Genomic DNA, 15,647 nt, shown 5'->3' on the forward strand with positions numbered 1-15,647 from the left:
TATGGGGCTCAATGAAAGTTCCGGCTTTTCACGTTCAGAGTATCGATGTGCAAGTCCCGCACGAAGATGTCTCGCGCCTCTGGCACCGGCTTCGGTCGGTCGCGAGAATCTCCACCACCAGCCGATCCGTGAGCGAATTCGTCTCCGCGTCCTGATGGTGACTTAAACACGACGTCCATGTCAGCCAAGCCGGAGAGGTCGGCAGACAGGTCGAATAGCTGCTGGGCGACCAAGTGCACGACCTCCCCTTCCCGCTGGATTCGTCCGTTGATTGCCATCATCGATGCACCCAGCACGACACGGCGCCGCTTCTCGAACAAACTCGGCCAGACGACGACGTTCGCGGGACCCGTCTCGTCCTCGATCGTCAGGAACATCACCCCCTTGGCACTCCCCGGCTTTTGTCGCACCAGAACGAGACCTGCGGTGTAGACCCATCGCCCGTCGCGGGCCGACATTGCGTCTTCGCATGTCACCATGCTGCGTTTCGCCAAGCTCTCCCGCAAGAATGCCATTGGATGTTCGCGCAGCGTCAGGCCGAAGTGTCCGTAGTCCGCAACCACGTTATGGCCTTCGGTCATCTGCCGGAGCTCGACCTCAGGCTCCGCCTGCTCAGCGATCGATTTCTGCTCGCGGTCCGCAGCCGCTGCAAACAGCGGCAAGGGTTCGTCACGCAGGGCTTTTATCGCCCAAAGCGCATCGCGCCGTTCAAGCTGAAGCGATGGCCGGAAGGCGTCTGCCTCTGCAAGCTCGACCAGGGACGCAGCAGGAACACCGGATCGCCGCCACATATCATCGACGGAACCGAAACCGTCGTTCATGCGCGCGGCAACGATCCGGGCCGCGTCCGACGCTGCCAGGCCCTTTACCATTCGCATCCCCAGGCGCACGGCATGGCGATCGGTATTTCCGATCCGCTCCAACGTGCAGTCCCAGCGGGATCGATTGATGCAGACAGGCCGGATCTCAACGCCGTGGGCGCGGGCATCGCCAACAATCTGCGCAGGGGCATAGAAACCCATAGGCTGGGAATTCAGGAGTGCGGCACAGAACACATCCGGGAAATGACACTTGATGTAATTCGAAGCGTAGGCGATCAGCGCGAACGAGGCAGCATGGGATTCTGGAAAACCGTAGGACCCAAATCCCTCGAGCTGCGAAAATGTCTTCTCGGCAAATTCGGCGGTGTAGCCGTTTCGCACCATTCCGGAGACCAGCTTCTCCTTGAACCTGCTGACGCCGCCCGTAAATTTGAAGGTCGCCATTGACTTGCGCAACTGATCGGCCTCACCTCCCGTGAACCCAGCGCAGACCATGGCGACGCGCATGGCGCTTTCCTGAAACAGCGGCACGCCCAGTGTTTTGCCCAGCACGGCTTCCAGTTCCGGCGTTGGATAGTCCACCTTTTCCTTGCCTTCCCGGCGGCGCAGATAGGGATGCACCATATCCCCCTGAATAGGACCGGGACGCACGATCGCCACCTGAACGACCAGATCATAAAATGTCCGCGGCTTCAGTCGTGGCAGCATGGCCATCTGGGCTCTGGATTCGATCTGGAACGTGCCGAGGGTGTCGGCTTTGCGGATCATCGCATAGGTCGCCGGATCCTCCTGGGTGATCTTTGCGAGATCCAGATCGTCGTCCTTATGCTTGCGGATCAGATCGAATGCTTTGGACATGCAGGTGAGCATGCCCAGTGCCAAAACATCGACCTTCATGAATTTGAGGGCTTCCACATCATCCTTGTCCCATTCGATGATCTGCCGGTCTTCCATCGTGGCAGGTTCTATGGGAACGAGGTCATCGAGGCGGTCGTGGGTGAGCACGAACCCGCCGGGGTGTTGTCCGAGATGACGTGGTGCGCCCATCAGTTGCTGTGCAAGTTGCAGCGTCAGCTTCAGCCTGCGGTCATCGGGATTGAGGTTCAATTCCCTCACATTGCGATCACTGACCTCTTCCGACCACGACCACATGCCCGACGACAATGCCTTGATCACATCCTCAGGCAGGCCAAGCACCTTGCCGACATCGCGAATGGCACCCTTGGCACGGTAACGGCTGACGGTCGCACACAGTGCCGCCTTCTCGCGGGTGTAGGTCTTGTAGATCCACTGAATGACCTCCTCACGTCGTTCGTGCTCGAAATCGACATCGATATCCGGCGGCTCGTCACGCTCCTGGCTGATGAAGCGCTCGAACAAGAGGTCATTCGTCGAAGGGTCGATGCTGGTGACGCCGAGGATATAACAGACGGCCGAGTTGGCAGCCGATCCTCGCCCCTGGCAGAGGATTCCCTGCGAGCGCGCGAACTGGACGATGGAAAACACCGTCAGAAAATACGGCGCATATTTCATCGCCTTGATAAGATCAAGTTCGTGCCGAACAGTCGCCAGAACGTCTGGAGGCATGCCTTCCGGATAGCGGTCCGGTACGCACTCCCAGACATAATGTTCGAGAGACTGTTGCGCGTCTTTACCCGGAACGATCGCCTCCTCGGGATACTGATAGGTCAATTCCTCAAGCGAGAACTTGCACTGATCGACAATCTCCATCGTCCGCCGCAATGCTTCGGGATAGCGCGGAAACAGCCGTTCCATTTCCTCTGGCGGCTTGAGATATCTGTCGGCATGACGTTCGCGCTCGAAGCCGACGTCGTCGATGGTCGATTTGGTCCGGATGCAGGTGACTATGTCCTGAAGCTGCCGCCGTCCCGGCTCATGAAACAGTACGTCATTGGTGACGACGGTTTTGACCTTGTGGCGCGTGGCCATGTTGGAAAGATCGTGTAGCCGAAGCTGATCGTTTGGTCTGCGGCGCAGGCAAAGGGAAACATAGGCGCGACTGCCGAACACCTCCGCCATCTTCCTGAGCTGCAAGGCGCATTTATTGTCGGCGAGATCGGGAATGAGGATGCCGATTATGCCATCGGCGTATGTCACCACGTCGTCCCAATGGAGGACGCAGTTGTTCTTGCCCCCTCGCCCCTTCCCGAGCGTGATCAGCCGGGTCAGACGCGAATAGGCGGCCCGGTCCGTCGGATAGACCAGGATCGACATCCCATCCTGTAGGTCAAGCCGGCAGCCGATGACGAGACGAAGGCCGGTGGCACGCGACGCTTCAAGTGCCCGGATAATGCCCGCCAACGAATTGCGATCCACGACACCGATGGCGTCGATGCCGAGGCTTTTCGCCGTCTCGAACAGTTCGGTCGCGCTGCTCGCACCGCGCAGGAACGAGAAATGGGTGGTGACCTGAAGCTCGGCATATCTCATGCGAATATTCCCTGGACGAACCATTTGTGCGACCCGGTTTCGCTATCTACGCCGTCGCCAGCCCGGAAAACCCAAAGGCGTTCGCCCGCTTCGTCCTCGATGATAAAGTAGTCCCGGACTGCGGCCCACTCGGATGTTCGCTGCCACCACTCGCCGAATATTCGTTCGGGACCATCGGCGCGTTTCACCTTGCGGCGTTTGCCACGCCATGTGACGGAAACGGGAGGATGGTCGGGCATCAATGCGATGACCTCGACCAGTTCAGGGTGAGCGAGCAGTCGTACCGGACGCGGCCAGTGATGCGGCCAGGCGGCGACAACGTCATCTGCAACAGGTGCAATCCTCTGAACGCTGCGCTCGGGAACATCGGAGGCAACGGGTGCGAGACGATAGACGCGCTGACCACGATTGCCCAAGATGTCGATGAGCGGAGTGATGTCCGCGATCTCATCTTCGACAAGCGACGACGCCTTCTGTGTTTCCTCAAGCGGCTCAACCATGATCGCCGCAAGGGTAAGCTTCTCGATCCCGAAGCCAGGATCGATCTTCTCGGTCATGTCGCGAAACAGTTTCGTCAACCAGGAGACATCGCGGGCGGCCTTTGCCGTTCCTGCCCGCAGCGCCTGGGTTGTGTTGTCGACCTTGTGGACGATAAGATCGACACGGCGAACACCCAGACCCTTTTTCTGGAGCTGGCTGCAAAGTTCGATGACCAGACGACCGACATATTTGTCGATCGTTTCGGCTGCCCCGATCGGCTCCTGGAAAATGCGGCTGACTTCGATCAGTTCGGGCGTGCGGATGGGGTCGATGGGTTCGCCGATGCGCCCGAAAATCTGGTCAAGGCGGCGGGCAATTTCCGGGCCGAAGCGCAGTGTCAGCGGTGCCCGCGGCGTCGCAGAAAGCTCACCGATGGTTCGAAAGCCGAGCGTTCTCAGATCGCTGATGACCTTTTCAGGCAGACGCAGCAGGGAAATCGGCAATCGCTCGACCGCTTTTACGGCTTCACCCCGCGGCACGATCACTGTCTCTCTGGTGATGGCACGTGCGCAAGCATGAGCGGCACCCCATGTGTCGGCAATGGCAACACGGGCCGTCAGCCCCCTGCCCCGAAAGCGATTGGCAATCCCCGTCAACATGGCAAGCTCTCCGCCCCGGAGATGGTCGGCACCATCTGTGTCCATGACGATGCCATCAGGCGCATCGACTGCGACGATCGGAGAGTATTGGCTCAGTGCCCAGAAGGTAATGCGCTCCAGCGCTTCGGCGTCCGCCTTCGGATCGGCATCGATCATCATCAGTCCCTGAAACAGAGCCTGTGCCTTTGCAGCCTGCATGCCGACACGCAGACCTGCCTTTTTAGCTGGAGCATCTGCCGCCGATACCCAGCGTTTCGATCCGGATTTTGCGATCACGGCGATGGCCTGTTCAGCCGGAATGCCGGGATCGGCGCGACGAATGCGATCCGTCGACAGATCCGGAAGGTAGATCGATACGACCCTGGTCATCACACGCTCCAACGATAAATTCGGCACATTCTCCAGCACGCGACCGCATCAGTTCCAGCAACCATCTTGCCCGCCCGACACCCGGCACGGGTAACTCCTGCGACGGCAGCACACTTACCCTCCATCGGGTGGTCGACGCCGTCGGCTGCCCAAAATCATTGGCTTCCGTCTGTCGTCGCCACCTGCGTACAACAAGCGCCAGGCTTCCCTTCTTTTCCGCAGCAAGCTGAAGCCGCCGGCTCGCCAGCATCGGCAGTCGCACGACCTCACCGACGACCGCACCCAGCCCACCGAAGGAGAGCGCCTCTTCCATTGAGGCAAGCACGTCCTCCTCGCGATCGCTTTCCACGAAGATGACGCGGTTAGGATTGAGACCTGCCTGCGCGAGCGCAGGAAAGAACAGATCCGGGCGCGTCAGGCACCAAACGATCTGGCCTTTGGTACGGGAGGCAACGCCTGCCACGAACAGGGCCGCGGCTGCCCCATCGACTGTTCCGGCGCCACCACCTGCAAATTCATGAAGAGCGCCTCTGGCGAGACCACCTCCTGGCAGCACCGCGTCGATTGCGCTTACCCCGAACGGCAGACACTCAGCTTGCTTGGCCACGACGCCTTCCAACGAGGCGATGCGATCACGCAGATCCGCTATGACATGCTCGCGCGCAGCAGCCATCGTTCACGCAATCCTTCCGGTTCGTGTCGTTTATGGGAACGGCTTCATGCCGTTTTCAATGTTGAAGTTCACGTTCTGTTCCTGCGATGGACAGGAGTCAAGAGGCGCTACATTAGGAATGCAGTCCTCTATTTTTAGCAACTTGAGAGATTCGCAAATTGAATCAGTGAGTAAGATTTGGAATGGTGCTGGGTGACGCGCACAAAATAAATTTTAGGGTAGCCTGATCAATCTCTCAGCATCGGCTGTCGATGCGTGCAAGCTGCGCTGATCGCAGGCATCATATTCAGGAACCATCCTACGCCGATCGCGCTTACCAATGCTGAAGCTTGAAGAAAGGTAGCACCGAAGTGATCGAAGCCAGGGTACGCGTCATCGATCTCGAAACAGGAGGCAATGGCCCGAACGACGTCTGCGAGATCGGCTGGCAGGATGTCGTCATCGACCAAGCTGGAAAGTGGGAGGTTACCGATGAGCGCGGGGCGCTGTTCGTCAACCCTGGCCGTCCGATTTCACCCGACACTATGGCGATTCATCATATCCTGGATGCCCAAGTCGCGGATTCTCCCTTCTGGAAGGAAATAGCCTCGACGGTCCTTCGCCCACCCGGCCGTATCGACGCCTTGGCAGCCCATCGAGCCGCTTTCGAACAAAGATATTGCACACCGCGGTTTACAGGCGGAACACCCTGGATCTGCACGTGGAAATGCGCGCTGCGCGTCTGGCCGGAGCTTCCGCGGTTTTCCAACCAGATGCTGCGTTATCAACGAATGCCAACAGGACTGGTACACGAAATCGGCCTGCCAGCGCATCGGGCGATGCCTGACGCCTACGTTACGGCTCATCATCTCCGCGACATGTTGAACCAAACCTCGCTTGAGGATTGCCTGGCATGGAGCAGCGAACCAGGCCTTCTGCCACGCATACCTGCCGGACCAGATCGAGGAAAACCGTGGGATCGCATCAGCCTTGAAACACTGAACGCGTTTATAGCAGATCGGGATGTTGACGTGCGTTTCAGCGCACAGACCGAACTGTTCCGTCGGAATGAGGACAAGCCATCTCAGGATGCGGAACCAGCGCAACGGACGCTTGGATTCGAATGAGCAAGAGGTATCCGGACACGCCCGATGGTCGATACTTCGTCGTAAAAGAACGGCTGTGGCGTCGCAGCAATCCTGCACTTGATGAACTCACTCGTGCGGCACTGGTCAAGGATTTGATGGCTGCACGCCGGGCGGTTCGCGATGCATCGGCAGGATCGCCAGAGATGAAAGAAGCCCGCGAGAAAGTGGATGCAGCCAAGGTCGCGCTTGGTGAACGCGGCCCAGTCTGGTGGGATGACGGGGCGCCGGATTTCAACCGGCACCTTGCCAAGAATACTCCTTACGCAGCGTGGCTCGAACAGTTCGAAAGTGACTGACGGAGTACTCTTTCTACATCAATCGGCGATCTTGATGATAAGCTTGCCGAAGTTGCCGCCTGTCAGCATGCTGATGAAGGCTTCCGGCGCGTTTTCAAGTCCATCAACGATGTCCTCACGATAGCGGATGTCCCCTGACGCTACGCGAGGCCCGATTTCACTCAAGAATTCGTTGAAATGCTCAGCCGCGAACTCTGTCTGAATAAAACCACGGACGAGAATGCTTCGGCGCAGGATCGCAGACATGGTCGCGGGGAGCCTATCGGTATCGGCCGCACCCGAACCATTGTAGTGTGCGACTAGCCCGCAAACTGGGACACGGGCGAACTGATTGAGCAGCGGAAGCACGCCGTCCCAGACTTGGCCGCCCACGTTTTCAAAGTAGACATCGACACCATCCGGGCACGCTTTTTGCAGGTCAGACGAAAAGCGGTCCGATCGGTGATCGACAACGGCGTCGAAACCGAGTTCGTTCTTCACGAACGCGCATTTCTCTGCTCCACCAGCGATGCCGACAGCGCGGGCTCCAGCGAGCTTGGCGAGTTGACCCACCATTGATCCCACTGGGCCAGATGCCGCTGCAACGGCGACCGTTTCACCCGCCTTCGGCTGTCCGATAAACTTAAGTCCGGCCCAGGCCGTGAAACCGGGCATTCCCAGCGAACCAAGCGATGTCGTGATCGGCGCGCCGTGGGTCTCGACGCCACGGAGTTCGTCGCCTTTGATCACGGCGTGACTGCTCCAGCCAGTCCTTCCCCGGACGAGATCGCCCGGAGAAAAGCCGTTGTGCCGTGACTTGACCACTTCGGAAATCGCCTCGCCTTCCATGATGCCGCCGATGGGCACGGGAGCAGCATAGGACTTCGCGTCGCTCATGCGACCACGCATGTAAGGATCGAGCGAAAGATACAGAGACCTGACAGTGACTTCCCCCTCATTTGCCTCTGGCAATTCAAAGTCTTCAATACGGAAATTGTCCTGTCCAGGCTGACCTGTTGGTCTGCTTGCCAGAAGGATGCGACGCGCGGAAATCATGTCCTGCTCCTCGGTGATGCTTGGTACTCCCTATTTAGGATCATCTCCGCCAAATCCAAGCCACGGGTGTGGAAACCTGGAATTTCGCGCATTGCTCTTCCCGCCTCCAGTGCGATGAGAGTAGGTTTCAAAATGCATCCTCGCTAATCTTCGTAACTCGCAACGCCACGAAAACGTCAAAGTTCATTCAGGCATGGTTCACGGTGCAGGTCGCTAAATCACGTCATCGGCAACGGAGTGATGTGAGATGCGCACGATAATTTTCAGCGCGGGAATAATTCTGGGTAGTGTCTTCGCAAACGGAGCTAACGCGATGCCGGCGGCGCAACCACCTGTCCCCTCGGCCTCAGCCGTGCAGAAGGTCGACTACGCTTGCGGACGAGGCTTCCACCTTTCCCCACGTGGCTATTGCCGACCAAATGGCCCTCCACGCGAGTATCGCGATCGGTGGGATCGACGTGACCCCTGGGAAGCCAGACGAGAATGGCGCGACAGACGCGATCGTCGCGAATGGCGAGAACGCAGGGGTTTTTATGACCAGCGCGAATGGCGTGGACGACATGAGTATCGTGACTACAGGTGGTAATACTTGGATCCTATCGCGAATATAAACCTGTAGCGTGGAGAGTCAGAACAGCTGTTAGTTCGGGTCAGTTAACGCTTTGCCTTATTAGGGAACCAGAGGAGCGTGATTCCGTTACGTAATCATCCAACAAGGAGGAAAACCAATGGATCATACAAACCACGTTCGCTTATCGACGACAGAGTTGACCCAAGAAATCCTGGAAGGTGCAACCGTATATGGCGCAGATGACCATAAGGTTGGAAAGGTCGATCACGTACATGGCGGAACAGGTGGCCAAGCCATCATAGATGTTGGCGGCTTTCTCGGAATCGGTGCCAAGCCGGTAGCCGTCGCGTTAAGCGATCTTGATTTCATGCGCGATGAGGATGGCGATGTTCATGCTGTGACGTCGTGGACCAAAGACCAGTTGAAAGAGATGCCAGAACATCACCACTGATGTTGTCGGGGTCCGGTCTCAATCGGACCCCGTACCTGCCGCTTTTACCGTGGCTAGAACGAACCAATCAAGAGATAGCGACCCGACCTCCCGATTATGCGTTATTTGAAACCGTCGCGGAGGAAGATGACGGCATCCTTTGCCTCATCCGACGATATGGTGTGGCCGACCCCAGGATAGATTTTGGACGTCACCGTGAAGCCTGCCGATCGCAGTTGGCCAGACGCGACAGTTGTCGCCGCCGGTGGAATTGTCTTATCCTCCGCACCATGCATCATCAGAATATCTGTTCGTGTCGAAGATGACGTCGGCGGCAGAGGCAACAGCCCTGCAAAAGTGACGAGAGCGCCGACCTTCCAACGACTCGATGCGACCCCATCCAGCGCCATAATGGCGCCTTGCGACACCCCGACGAACGCCACTCGGTCCAGCGCGCCTTCGAACCCTTCACGTTTGACAATTTCAGAGACCACCCTGTCGAACGCTCGACGCGCGGCGTTTATCCGCTCGGGGCGCATTAGCTGGTCATCGATTGCAAACCATTGACGACCGCCTGACCTATGCGCAAATGGCGCGTCTGGCGCAACAAATACTGTGTCTGGCAGCGTAGCCCGCCAAGAGTTCCCGAGCGCTTCCATCACCGACCCTCGTCCCCGGATGCCGTGGAACAGGATCACCAGATGATCCGCACGCGTTCCTACTCGAGAAGCGGTCGATCTGGAGGTGCTTTCTGCCTGTACCATCTGCAAGGGTTTGGCCGCAGGGTCGACCTTGGGCGACACCATTCGGGGTCTTGTCTCCGCAGCCATCACAACACCAGGGCTTGCGACGACGTACATTGTGCCGATGAATATGACGAATAAGGAGAAGATTGGGGCGAGATTTGAGGGCGTCATGGTACTTTCCTGTTGCACCCCCCTCAACCTTCACTCGGAACGTTCGTTCCGCTCCAAAGCTACGCCGCCACTGACAATCTCGTTATTGCCACTTGTCTGCCTCTAATCGCCAAGGTCACTGCGCCGGGAACAACCCCGCACATGTCCCGTTTCAGAATGAGGCACCACTGCACACTCAAGGAGATTTCAATGCATCGATTTGCGGACAAGGTTGTCGTCGTGACTGGCGCTGGTTCAGGAATAGGCAAGGCAACGGCGGAGCGTTTCCTCAGCGAGGGCGCGATGGTGACCCTGGTCGGCCGCACGAGGAAAAAGCTTGAGGATGTCGCCAAGCCTTATCCTGACGATCGGGTTCTGCTCACTGAGGCTGACATATCGAATGACGGTGACGTGAGAGACCTGATTTCTCGGACGGTCGAAAAGTTCGGGCGCCTAGATGTTCTTGTCAACAATGCAGGTGTTGTCGCCCAAGGCGATGTCGGCACCCTCACCACAGATGATTGGCGCACTGTCATGGCGACAGATGTGGATGGCGTCTTCTACGCCTGCCGTGCGGCCATCCCACATCTGAAGTCGTCGCGCGGCTCCATCATTAACGTCAGCTCCGTATCGGGCACAGGTGGGGACTGGGGTATGGCGGCATACAATGCCGCCAAGGGTGCCATTACCAACCTCACGCGGGCGATGGCTATGGACCACGGCAAGGACGGCATCAGGGTCAACGCAGTATGCCCTAGCCTGACGCGCACCGGAATGACCGAGGACATGATGGACGACGACAAGTTGATCGCGAAATTCAACGAACGCTTCGCGCTCAAAGGCCCTGGCGAACCAGAAGACGTTGCGGCGGTGATCGCATTCCTCGCAAGCGACGACGCTCGGTTCGTGACAGGCGTCAACCTGCCCGTCGACGGTGGAATGTCGGCCTCGAACGGTCAGCCGCCTCAGTAAGATGTCGAACGGCCCCTGAGGGATTATCCTCCGGGGCCGCCACAAACCTTCAATCTACAGGTCGTTTGCCTTCCGCCGCTGGCCAGTCGTTGGCCGGCTCCTCGATCNACAAACCTTCAATCTACAGGTCGTTTGCCTTCCGCCGCTGGCCAGTCGTTGGCCGGCTCCTCGATCACATCATCATCTGCGGGATCTGGATCATGCTCATGAGCGACCAACATGCTGTTGACCTCCACGACAATAACACTGCAGGCGTCCTCATAACTGATGCCGTTTACAACGAGGCCATCAACCAGCTCTTCAAGCTTTGAGCGAACCTCACGTTTCCAATTATCGGTCATTTTTCTCTCCTTTGTTTGGCGGTTTTTTCAGCAAGTTCAATCCAGACAGGCGCGTGATCGCTGGTGTGCTCCCAGCTACGGACGTGCTTATCGACCTCGGCCTTCACGAGCTTTTCGACGAGATCCGGGCTCAGCAAAAAGTGGTCGATCCNGCTTATCGACCTCGGCCTTCACGAGCTTTTCGACGAGATCCGGGCTCAGCAAAAAGTGGTCGATCCTTAGACCAGCGTCGCGCGCATATGCGTTCCGAAAGTATGCCCAGAAGGTGTAGAGCGGGTCGTTCGGATGGATATGCCGTAACGCATCCGTCCAGCCTTGCGCCACCAGATTCGCATAAGCCGCTTTGACCTCGGGCCGGAACAGCGCGTCATCTATCCAACGCTCTGGTTTGTAGACATCGAGATCGGTCGGCATGACGTTGAAATCGCCGACGAGCGCAACGGGCACCTCGAGTTCGAACAGTTCTTCCGCGTAGGAATGCAGTCGCCGAAACCAGTCTAGTTTGTATTGGAACTTCGGACCTGGGACCGGATTGCCGTTTGGCAGGTAGAGGCATCCGACAACCATTCCGTCGATGACAGCCTCTATGTAACGACTTTGGTCGTCGTGCTCGCCGCCGGGCAACCCACGTCTCGTCTCAAGCGGCTCCTGACCGCGTGCAAGGATCGCGACACCGTTCCACGATTTCTGGCCATGCCATATCGCGCCGTAGCCAGCACGCTCCAGCTCTTTGCGCGGAAATTTATTGGACGGTGCCTTCAGTTCTTGCAGACAAACGATGTCAGGTTGCGCCTCGTCCAGCCAACGAAGGAGGATGTCGAGGCGGCCATTGATGCCGTTTACGTTAAAGGTGGCGAGTTTCACCGACATATGTCAGCGCTTGCGATCACCTTTGTCGCCCTCGCCTGATTTGGTATCATTCTTTGCGTCATGGCGCGCATCGGCTGAAAGCGAACGAGAGACATCGACGCTCTCCTTGAACTTTCCGTCTTCATCGCGGCGTACGTAACGCTTGTCAGTGCCGGTATCGATTAATTCGCGCTTGGTCATCACAGATCTCCCTTTTGGTTGCTGTCCAAGGAAAACGCGCGCTGCTGTCAAAAGATGCATTCGAATCAGCGACCTAAGACAGACTCGCAAAACGGGAGACCACGTGCGCCTAAGTCATTGAAAAACGATTCGTTTGTTGAGTTTCAGTTGGATTTGGCCCACTTTTCCATTTCGTGCTGTACCACGTAGCTACGTTTATAGGCTTGACGGCACACTCCTTTTCACCGTGTAGGTGGATCCCCCTGAAATGGAAAAGTGGCTCAAAATCGTGCGGAAATAAACACCGTCATGTCAATGCGATCGTGGATCCTCCCGAGAACAGTCCACGGGACTGCAGGAGATCAACACCGCCGTCAACGTGATGGACCAGGGCACTCAGCAGAACTCAGCTATGGTCGAGCAGCCCACCGCAGCGAGCCACAGCCTTGCTCGCGAAGCCGCTGCGCTCAACCAGTTGTTGGCACAGTTTGACTTGCGCGATGGACAAGGCTCCGACAGCGTTCTGCGCGGACAGTGGGCCGCCTGACGAACGCGACAGTTTTACTCGGACGTGGTGCCAAAAAGCATTTTGGCACCACGTCCGTTGTCATGAACAATGCATTCCGGCAGAATTGGGAGCGGGACGTCGCTTGAGGAGCATCCTTACGATGACGCCCTCTCCGTTGGTATTCCTAACCAGGCCTCGTTCTACCAGTCGGATGGTTGCTTGCTCCGGATGCTAGGTCGTTTGGCCGGTCGATAAGGGCAACTTGTGCTCGGATAGCATCGCCGGTGTCGCATGAAGCTATGACAGTATGAAAAAACCGGATCTACATTTCACAAGTGTCGCATGCCAACAATATACTCTTTCTATTACTGCGGGGCCATCCATCACGAGCCGGTAGGCGCATCAGGCTGACGAAAACATGGACCATCAAGGTAGAGCCAGCAATCCAATACGAAGGTCACTTGCAAATTCGAAATTAAATGAAAATTATTCATAATTTAATTAAGCTGCTGACCATAAGGGATCAGCAACGATTAATGGATACTGGCTTTGTAGTCGAACCGAGGCCTCCCATGCAAACTCGCCGCCAAACATTGCTCATTTTATCAGCACTTTTAGTTACAACATTCCCGACAACCCGAGATGCCTATTCTGCCGATCCAATCCTGAAGATCAACGTGATGGGGTCTGGACAGGACACAAACGTCGTTCTCGATCTCGACGCAATAGATAGAATGCCAAGGACATCTTTTTCTACCACCACACCTTGGCATAAGGGCGTAACCGAGTTCAGCGGTGTCTCTCTGAAGGACCTTCTCGCAACTATGAAATTTAGCGGCAAAAAGCTTCAAATCATTGCTCTCAATGACTACGAAGTTGAAGCCAGCGTTACTGAATTGGAGGCAGCTGGCGCACTGCTAGCAACCCGTCAAGACGGAATTATCATGCCCGTCAGCGACAAGGGTCCGATTTTCATTGTCTTCCCGTTCGACAGTCGCCCTGAACTGCAGCATCAAAGCTACTACAGTCGGGCTGTCTGGCAAGTTGCGGAAATCAACATCCGATGAAAGCGCTGGGCGAGAAGATTGACCTTCCTATTCGTTATCGGCGCCTCAAGACCGCTCTGACGCTCGTAACGTCGATGCTGGCGCTGATTGCGGTCGGGAGTTCTTTCCTTGCCTTCAGTTACCAGCGCCATATCATTGAGGCATCTCGTTACAACAGCACCTTCGATCTCGGTCAGACCGCGGTCGAGTTGTTGCGCCTTCAATTTGCGCTAAAAGAAAGTGAGATTTCTCGCGATATTAGAGACGTCTCATTTCGGTTGAACATTCTTACCAATCGCTTGAAAATCCTATCATCGAGTCCGGCAAACAGCGAGCCCAAGCAAAAGGCGATGCTGGAAAATCTCACGGAAGCGGTGTCTACGCTTGAACCTTTGGTTGTCGAACCGCACTCACCGGCAGCAATGCGCAACGCTGTTGCGTTGCTGCAACCGTTTGTCGCTCCCGTCTTGCGATTAGGATCGATATCTCATGCGAGCGTCGGCGATGAAATCCAGCAAAACCAAAGCCAACTCAGCATAATCTTTGCGACAATATGTTTCGTGACGATGACATTTGTCGCCTTTGGCACCGTACTGCTGTGGTTTGTCTTCCGCCAGAATGCAAAGTTGGACCGCGTGCTGAGGGTTGACCCTTTGACCGGGATAGCCAATCGCGTTGGTTTTAGCGCTTCTATTTCTATGAAATCAGATGTGGAGCAAGCGCTGATTGTTCTGGATGTTGATCATTTCAAGACTATCAACGACACGCTAGGCCATGCGTCTGGCGACCAACTTTTGATCGGGCTCTCGCAGCGACTTGCCACTGCATGCCGCGGCGCGAAGGTCATCGCACGCATTGGCGGTGACGAATTTGCAATCCTCTACAGCGGCCCAAACGCAGTCAACGAGGCCACGAAGTGTTGCGAGCGGATTTTGCTTGAAACTTGCGCGCCATTTAAAATCGACGGTAGGCTAGTACCAGCGACTGTCAGTCTCGGCATCGGATCGGTGGGTGTTAATCCCGACCATGGCTCTACACTATTCAAGAATGCCGACATTGCCCTTTATGAAGCCAAAAAGTCCGGCCGTAATCGGTTTACAACGTTTCATCCGGACATGAACCAACAACTCACGCGCTGGCAGCACCTCCAAAAAGATCTGGGCGACGCGATTGAGAACGGTGAACTCTTTTTACTTTTCCAGCCTATCGTTGATCTAGCTACCGGCTCAACGCGCGGATTTGAGGCACTGGTGCGCTGGCAGCATCGTAAACTCGGCCTAATTTCTCCCACCGAATTCATTCCAATCGCTGAGGAAAGCGGTCAGATTGGACCCATTGGCGCTTGGGTAATTGATGCCGCTTGTCACCAGGCAGCTGTTCTACCAACGGAAACTTTCATTGCAGTCAATGTGTCTGCCGCCCAACTTACGAATCCTTCGCTGGTCCTTCACACACGCGCTTGTCTCACAAGGCACTGCGTCTCGCCGCAGCGGCTTGAGATTGAAATTACGGAAAGCACTTTGATCGAGAATGATGAGCGGGCGCTTGCGGTCCTTCATGAACTTAGGCGCATGGGATGCCGTATTTCTCTGGACGACTTCGGTACTGGCTACGCGTCACTCAGCTACCTTAGGCGCTTTCCGTTTGATAAAATCAAGATCGATCAATCTTTCCTGCGCGGTGCCTCTCATCGAGAGGAAGGCATCGCGATCATAGCAGGAACGTGCGATCTTGCTCACCGATTAAACCTGACGATTGTTGCCGAAGGTATAGAAACTGAGGAAGACCTTGGAATTGTGAAAGCGGCCGGAAGCCATCAGGGTCAGGGCTACCTGTTTGATAAGCCGTTGACAGCCAAGGAGTCTGTGGACCGCACGGCATCTAAAATCAGGTCGCCTGTCCACGAGAGATGCGGATCGTTTGGATAATCGCCTGGCATAACT

14 protein-coding genes and 2 pseudogenes are annotated in these 15,647 nt (G+C 56.5%); 8 read left to right on the forward strand and 8 right to left on the reverse strand.

Annotated elements, in window-relative coordinates:
- Positions 1-8 precede the first annotated feature (8 nt).
- From CPJ18_RS23860 to CPJ18_RS23870, 3 genes are read right to left on the reverse strand one after another with little or no spacing between them, the layout of a single operon-like run.
- Positions 9-3,272, reverse strand: coding sequence for an error-prone DNA polymerase (locus tag CPJ18_RS23860; RefSeq protein WP_077122610.1), 3,264 nt, complete (start codon positions 3,270-3,272; stop codon positions 9-11).
- Entirely contained in the window at positions 3,269-4,780 is a 1,512-nt protein-coding gene (locus tag CPJ18_RS23865) for a Y-family DNA polymerase (protein WP_103660265.1), read from the reverse strand. The genes CPJ18_RS23860 and CPJ18_RS23865 overlap by 4 nt, the downstream gene beginning before the upstream one ends.
- Complete coding sequence (locus CPJ18_RS23870; RefSeq protein ID WP_077122612.1) at positions 4,701-5,453, reverse strand: ImuA family protein; 753 nt, start codon at positions 5,451-5,453, stop codon at positions 4,701-4,703. The genes CPJ18_RS23865 and CPJ18_RS23870 overlap by 80 nt, the downstream gene beginning before the upstream one ends.
- 329 nt (positions 5,454-5,782) lie before the next feature.
- Here CPJ18_RS23870 and CPJ18_RS23875 point away from each other — a divergent pair, with 329 nt between their 5' ends.
- The gene (locus CPJ18_RS23875; protein WP_077122613.1) at positions 5,783-6,559 is read left to right on the forward strand and encodes an exonuclease domain-containing protein; all 777 of its coding nucleotides are present in this window, start codon (positions 5,783-5,785) and stop codon (positions 6,557-6,559) included.
- A complete protein-coding gene (locus CPJ18_RS23880) occupies positions 6,556-6,876 on the forward strand; it encodes a hypothetical protein (RefSeq protein ID WP_077122614.1) in 321 nt (106 codons plus the stop codon). The genes CPJ18_RS23875 and CPJ18_RS23880 overlap by 4 nt, the downstream gene beginning before the upstream one ends.
- 18 nt (positions 6,877-6,894) lie before the next feature.
- Here the strand turns inward: CPJ18_RS23880 and CPJ18_RS23885 are convergent, their stop codons facing one another.
- Positions 6,895-7,911, reverse strand: a complete 1,017-nt coding sequence (locus CPJ18_RS23885; protein ID WP_077122615.1) for an NADP-dependent oxidoreductase — start codon at positions 7,909-7,911, stop codon at positions 6,895-6,897.
- Positions 7,912-8,158: 247 nt separating this feature from the next.
- On the opposite strand from CPJ18_RS23885, the gene CPJ18_RS27675 reads away from it, so the two are divergent.
- Entirely contained in the window at positions 8,159-8,497 is a 339-nt protein-coding gene (locus CPJ18_RS27675) for a GCG_CRPN prefix-to-repeats domain-containing protein (protein WP_080803331.1), read from the forward strand.
- Positions 8,498-8,639: 142 nt separating this feature from the next.
- On the forward strand, positions 8,640-8,933 hold the full coding sequence (locus CPJ18_RS23895) for a PRC-barrel domain-containing protein (protein WP_077122617.1): 294 nt from the start codon (positions 8,640-8,642) through the stop codon (positions 8,931-8,933).
- 101 nt (positions 8,934-9,034) lie between these two features.
- Here CPJ18_RS23895 and CPJ18_RS23900 read toward each other — a convergent pair whose 3' ends face one another.
- A complete protein-coding gene (locus CPJ18_RS23900) occupies positions 9,035-9,829 on the reverse strand; it encodes an alpha/beta hydrolase (protein ID WP_245445481.1) in 795 nt (264 codons plus the stop codon).
- A 189-nt stretch (positions 9,830-10,018) separates the two neighbouring features.
- Here CPJ18_RS23900 and budC point away from each other — a divergent pair, with 189 nt between their 5' ends.
- On the forward strand, positions 10,019-10,780 hold the full coding sequence (gene budC, locus CPJ18_RS23905; protein WP_077122618.1) for a meso-2,3-butanediol dehydrogenase: 762 nt from the start codon (positions 10,019-10,021) through the stop codon (positions 10,778-10,780).
- Between the two features lie 116 nt (positions 10,781-10,896).
- On the opposite strand, the gene CPJ18_RS23910 is transcribed toward budC, so the two are convergent.
- From CPJ18_RS23910 to CPJ18_RS23920, 3 genes and pseudogenes are all read right to left on the reverse strand, one after another.
- Positions 10,897-11,121 carry a hypothetical protein gene (locus CPJ18_RS23910; RefSeq protein ID WP_103660266.1) on the reverse strand — a complete coding sequence of 75 codons (225 nt, stop codon included), beginning with the start codon at positions 11,119-11,121 and terminating at the stop codon, positions 10,897-10,899.
- Between the two features lie 152 nt (positions 11,122-11,273).
- Positions 11,274-11,985 (reverse strand): annotated as a pseudogene (gene xth, locus CPJ18_RS23915) (exodeoxyribonuclease III); the annotation flags it as partial.
- A 9-nt stretch (positions 11,986-11,994) separates the two neighbouring features.
- Positions 11,995-12,171: a hypothetical protein gene (locus CPJ18_RS23920; RefSeq protein ID WP_080803337.1), complete on the reverse strand. Its 177-nt coding sequence runs from the start codon at positions 12,169-12,171 to the stop codon at positions 11,995-11,997.
- A 281-nt stretch (positions 12,172-12,452) separates the two neighbouring features.
- On the opposite strand from CPJ18_RS23920, the pseudogene CPJ18_RS23925 reads away from it, so the two are divergent.
- The 3 genes and pseudogenes from CPJ18_RS23925 to CPJ18_RS23935 all read left to right on the forward strand — a co-directional run.
- Positions 12,453-12,697: pseudogene (locus CPJ18_RS23925) on the forward strand (hypothetical protein); the annotation flags it as partial.
- Between the two features lie 440 nt (positions 12,698-13,137).
- Positions 13,138-13,725: a putative pterin-binding protein gene (locus CPJ18_RS23930; RefSeq protein ID WP_080803339.1), complete on the forward strand. Its 588-nt coding sequence runs from the start codon at positions 13,138-13,140 to the stop codon at positions 13,723-13,725.
- On the forward strand, positions 13,722-15,632 hold the full coding sequence (locus CPJ18_RS23935) for a putative bifunctional diguanylate cyclase/phosphodiesterase (RefSeq protein WP_103660267.1): 1,911 nt from the start codon (positions 13,722-13,724) through the stop codon (positions 15,630-15,632). The genes CPJ18_RS23930 and CPJ18_RS23935 overlap by 4 nt, the downstream gene beginning before the upstream one ends.
- The last annotated feature ends 15 nt before the right edge of the window (positions 15,633-15,647 follow it).

It is taken from the genome of Agrobacterium rosae (assembly GCF_002915175.1).
GTDB lineage: Bacteria > Pseudomonadota > Alphaproteobacteria > Rhizobiales > Rhizobiaceae > Agrobacterium > Agrobacterium rosae.